The following is a 5,235-nucleotide window of genomic DNA, read 5'->3' as shown; positions in this document are numbered from 1 at the left end:
GACATGGGGGTGCAATGCACGTCAGATGAGCAGTATTGCCGACGATCGGCCACATTGGGCACGATTGCCGACGATTATTGAGCGCGATTGCTAACGATTTTTGTGTAGTATAGGGCGGAAAGTGACACAAACCCAGTCAGGAGCGGCAACCACGGCCCTCTGCGAAGCCTATGGCATCGCCCTCCCATACATCACCATGTCGTCGTATCTCTTTCCCACTGCCAGTCTCGAACGCCTGCAGGCCATTGATCTGCTGAACGCGATTCTCTTTTATATTGATGATAGCTATGATCGCAATCAGCACCGCGTGCCCATCCATCTGCCGAGTCCGGCCACCTATGCCCATTGTGTGGGGTTGTTCGTCGATGGCATGCTCCCCACCGATGGTCACCACCTCTATCCAATCTGGTATGAGGCCTACCGCCAGTTCCGCGACCTGAGCACTCGTGATTACCGCCAGCGCCTTGCCGAGTCCTTGATAACGCATCTGCAGGCGACCCAAATTCCCAACCGAACCTTTCTTCAGACAACCACAACAACGGACATGTATATCGCAACACGGCTCCATGATTCAGGCATGTATCCGACCATGATCCTGATTGAATTTGCCTTGGGCCAGTCTGTCTCGCGCGCAGTCTATACGCATCCCGCAATGCAACGCGCGACGGAACTCACGGCCCTCATTGGCGCGCTGCTCAATGACCTGTTTTCCTATGAAAAAGAAGTGCTGCACCTCGACTCACGCTTTAATCTCGTGCGTATTTTGATGGATGCTGAGCAGCTCTCGTTTGAGCAGGCCGTCCATCGCGCAGTGACGATGATTAATCAGTGGATTGCCAAGTTTGAGACGCTTGCACAGCCATCCGTCTGGTTTCAGGGGGTACAGCACGCCCAGGCCAATCAGTATATTAATGCCCTCCGCCAGCAAATTGCGGCCGCATGGCATTGGCAATTAGCAACCAATCGCTATCGATCGCCAAACTCGCCGTTTCCGATGCTACGTAACATGCTCATCGATCCATAGTAGAATGTCTCTAAATATTTTAACTAGTTTTTTGGACTAAACATCACATAGTGTCTAATCTAACATATGAATATTTCTTTTAGCATTTTCATAAGAAGAATGTTTTCTTAACATTTTCAATCTTTGTTCAGTATTTATCCCTAGTTCCTCAAGTATGCAACTATAAGATAATATTGTCGTTATATCACAAACAACTGATAATTCAGTGCTATTCCAAATAGTATTATCCTGTTTACTATAATGTGTATAATAATTGCGATTTTTTGCGACTTTTTGACTGAAAATATCAAAATCTTCGATTAAATCAGACATTATATACGAATTTTTGTGTAATAAATCTTCAATTCTTTTTTTCAATGTTGGATTATTTGAATTCTTAAGTCTTTCTTTCACCCATTTTCCCTTATTGGGCCGAAGCATTTGTACGATACTTCTAACATGTTTTCTAAAAATATTATTTGGGATTGCTCCCCCGCCAATACGTATCCTATGATATATCTCTAGCATTTGCGTAATATTTATAAAATTAATTAAATAATCTTCTAGTCTCATATATCTATTTCTTAATAGTAATTGAATACATGCCGCTAGCTCATTATTTATCAAGAACCATCTACGTATAATATTACTATAATCATCTTTTATATCATCAAGAGAAAAAAGGTATTTATCAATTACATCACCAATATCAGAGTTATCTATATATCTCTGCTTAAACATAATATTTATAGGTAATAAATAATCTTCTTCTTCTAAATCAATCTCATTATTTTCCATATAACTATTAATCATTGGTTTTAAAATTCTTTTATGTTTATCAGAAAATAAATTTATACTCTCAATGGATATTGCATTGCATGACGCAAAAGTTATTAAGTCCTGAATTGGATTGATATAATTATTAATTATACTATAAAAATTTTCATCATTACTTAATTTAATGGATATTAATACATCTTCTTCAGCATTTATTTTTTGAATAAATCCTTTATATGGGATTTTATAATTTATTCCATATACAAATGACATTTTTATATTATCTAATTCTATATCAATATTATTTATATTTTCATATAAGGCTTCATATTTATTGAATTTTTGATTTTCAGTAGAAATTTTTAAAATAAAACCCTTTAATATTGCCCATTGATTTAAATTTCTAAATCTGAGAGTTACTTTTTGAAAAGTATACTCATCAGGATTTATAATATGTATGTTCTTATAAGCATAGTTAACTCGTAATAGCTGAATATTTTCTACTCCTGATGAAATTCGTAGTTTTCGTACATTACAATGAACAAGTGTTATCTGCTTTCCTTCTGTTGTAATACCGAATATAACAGGGTAGTAGGTTACATGGCCACGTGTAAATATAGGATCTATACCATTTTCAAAAGAACCTACTAAATCAAGAAAGAATCCCTTTTCAGCTAAAAATCTCAATTCACCAGCAACTTTGTTTTCTTCTTGACTTGGAATCCACCACCATCCTAAACAATTAAAATTTTTCATATTAATTCCTTGTTATATAGCTTAATGAGATGGCTAAAGGTATATAAAAAGACTGCGTTTATGCGTGGGGCAAAGCTAGTATGATTGTAGCAACATGGACAGTTCATGTAAAGTGTGATCAATACATCAAGATTCGCTATCAGCCACCAGATCGTTGGCCAAGGGAATGCGATCATTGGCAATCGCTTGCTGGGCCACATAACGCCCAGGCGTAGCAAAATTCGACCAGCCCCCCGCATCGCGCAACGCCTGAATCGGCACCTGCAACTGGGCAAGGCGGGTGGCCCACGAGTGGCGCAAGTCGTGTGGCGAGAGGTTTGCAATCCCGATCAGCACCCCCAGCTGCTGAATCCGCTTGCTGATTGCCCGCTCGGACACGCCAAAGTGGGTAAATACACCATTCTGAGTAAAGCTCGCAATCAGCGGCTGAGCTGGATCAGTCGGAGCGGGAATGATGGCTTGATAGCGGGCGAGCATCGTCCCAACATCGCCGAGCAAGCGATGACGCTGCACGATCTTCACTTTTGGTCGCGCAACGGTCAAGAGGCCGTTGCGCAGTGAGTCCCAGCGGAGCAGCGCGACTTCGCCACAACGCAAGCCCAAGTCAATCAAGAGGCAGACGAGCAGGGCATCACGGGCAACAACCGCCTCGGAGCGAGCCGTTGGATTACGCCATGGAGATTGCTTCAGTTCAATAATTTGCGGGGTCTCAAGAATGTTGGCGGTGGCCTTTTTCGTGGCAATGCGGGTGGCTTGCGCCGTGGCCACGCGCTGCTGATCGAGATTATCGCCTTCACTGCGACGATAGCCGGTGATCGCACGAATGCGACTATAGGCATCGGCGGGAATCACGCCCGCGAGGTGAGCCAGCCGCGCATAGGTGCGCACCGTGGCCAAGCGAATGTTGATCGTGCCAATCGCATAGCCTTCGGTGAGCATCCACGTGCGAAAGGCACTGATTAAACCAGCGGTGATACCATCCCATGCCGCTGGGTCGTGGGCCAACACGGAGACTTCCTGCTCGTCCACCGGAATCACTACCTGCACGGTGGCCAAGAAATCCGCAAAGCCTTGCAAATCGACTTCGTGGCGACGGCGCGTTTTCGGGGCAAGCCGACTACGATACTCGGCAATCATTACCGATTGCGCAGCGGTATCCGCTTGGATGCCACGGAGCGTTAAGGCGGTGCGATGATCGGCCACTATCGGACTGGCAGGAGCATTAATAGGAGGGAGCAGCGTAGGGTCATCCATGAAATACCTCAATTGACATAATTTATTGTTGTACAACGAGCGCAATGAGAATGATGTTTGTTCCATGCGGTGTGGGCCAATGTGGTTGATCACGCAGCCGAAGTATCTGGCAAAGGTGTGGAGCGCAACGGATCATCGAGGATGAGTATAGCAGAGGATAATGTGGTAATCAAGGGCCAACTTTTCAACCAAGTCAGTCCTTGAAAATCTCCCTTTTTACGTCATAATTCCAGTATCTTTCAAGATACTGGAATTATGATTCAGCATCCATAGTGTTAGAATTTTCATAAATCTTTGTCCTCCGTGTTTCAGCGAATTGTCTCATTGTTCATTTTCTTGTACACTCCCGCTATGCTCTCGTGGTATCGGTGTTTTTATGGAGACTGTTTAATGCCTAGATTATCGACCCTTCTTAACGAAGAATTGCAGAAACGTGGCTGGGACGACCGTAGGCTTGCCAAAGCTACAGGCCGCAACGAATCAATCATCTCATCCATCCGTAATGATCCGACCGCACTGCCCTCGCTCACCACTATCAATGCCTTGTCGATTGTCTTGGGCATTCCCATGCGAGAACTCGTTGCGGCCTGTGGCATTGACATTGATGCCGCAGCCCAGATTGACGAAGCACAGCGTGTGCAGCAGATGAGCACGGTCATCCCTGAAATCCAGCTGTTTCTGCCCCTCTTGACCCAGCTTACACTGGATGATCGACTCGCCATTCTCGCGCATTCCGAACGAAGAATACAACTACACGCATCGCAGTAAACACATTTCCATCAGCACACCCGTTCGCTGCACTTTTTTGGGGCGAGCTGGGTTTCCGCGCTCAGCTATGCCGTCATTCACTATGGGGAGATCAATCAATGCTCGGCCTGTCCATCATCCTTGACACCGAATTGCAGCAACGCGGCTGGCGACGCAACACGCTTGCCGCAGAATCGGGAGTCAGCGAACCAACCCTGTCGCGTATTATGAACGATGCCGCCTACATCCCCGAACTCAAAACCATGGCGGCGCTATCGAAGGCCCTAAAACTTCCCCTGCGGCGCTTGCTGGAAGCCTGTGGTTTCGACCTTGATACCACAACGCCGCTCGACGACTCACGGCGCGTCCAACTCCTCATGACGGCGGTTCCTGAGTTACATACCTTCCTTGCACCTTTGGCACAACTATCGCCCGCCGATCGGCAATCTGTGATCACGTTTGCGGAAATGCTCGCCCACAAACGATCCACGACCGAACGGTGATGGCAAACGACATTCCAGAAAAATGCTGGAATGATTGACGATCATCCCAGCACGTCGAGAGACAACCACCCTGTGTGCTAATATCGAGTGAGACAGATTCCATTGGCTGAGATCCGTTCTGATCAGGGCGCGAGGAACCTTTGTGCTGATCAGGTACATCATCACCTGGATCACCCTCATCATCGGCGACCGATC

The 5,235-nt window shown here is 45.5% G+C and carries 5 protein-coding genes; 3 read left to right on the top strand and 2 right to left on the bottom strand.

Annotated elements, in window-relative coordinates:
* The first annotated feature begins 121 nt into the window (after positions 1-121).
* On the top strand, positions 122-1,024 hold the full coding sequence (locus ABEB26_RS26600) for a terpene synthase family protein (RefSeq protein WP_345725127.1): 903 nt from the start codon (positions 122-124) through the stop codon (positions 1,022-1,024).
* Positions 1,025-1,078: 54 nt separating this feature from the next.
* Here ABEB26_RS26600 and ABEB26_RS26595 read toward each other — a convergent pair whose 3' ends face one another.
* Positions 1,079-2,536 (bottom strand): ApeA N-terminal domain 1-containing protein, encoded by a 1,458-nt coding sequence (locus ABEB26_RS26595; RefSeq protein WP_345725126.1) that lies wholly within the window; start codon positions 2,534-2,536, stop codon positions 1,079-1,081.
* A gap of 126 nt (positions 2,537-2,662) precedes the next feature.
* Positions 2,663-3,790, bottom strand: a complete 1,128-nt coding sequence (locus tag ABEB26_RS26590; RefSeq protein ID WP_345725125.1) for a tyrosine-type recombinase/integrase — start codon at positions 3,788-3,790, stop codon at positions 2,663-2,665.
* Between the two features lie 390 nt (positions 3,791-4,180).
* Between ABEB26_RS26590 and ABEB26_RS26585 the strand changes: the two genes are divergently transcribed.
* Complete coding sequence (locus ABEB26_RS26585; protein ID WP_345725124.1) at positions 4,181-4,558, top strand: helix-turn-helix domain-containing protein; 378 nt, start codon at positions 4,181-4,183, stop codon at positions 4,556-4,558.
* 98 nt (positions 4,559-4,656) lie between these two features.
* Positions 4,657-5,040, top strand: a complete 384-nt coding sequence (locus ABEB26_RS26580) for a helix-turn-helix domain-containing protein (protein WP_345725123.1) — start codon at positions 4,657-4,659, stop codon at positions 5,038-5,040.
* The last annotated feature ends 195 nt before the right edge of the window (positions 5,041-5,235 follow it).

The sequence above is a fragment of the Herpetosiphon gulosus genome, from assembly GCF_039545135.1.
GTDB classification, from domain to species: Bacteria; Chloroflexota; Chloroflexia; order Chloroflexales; family Herpetosiphonaceae; genus Herpetosiphon; species Herpetosiphon gulosus.
The sequence above is the reverse complement of the archived record's forward strand: the minus strand, read 5'-3'. Positions and strand labels throughout refer to the sequence as shown.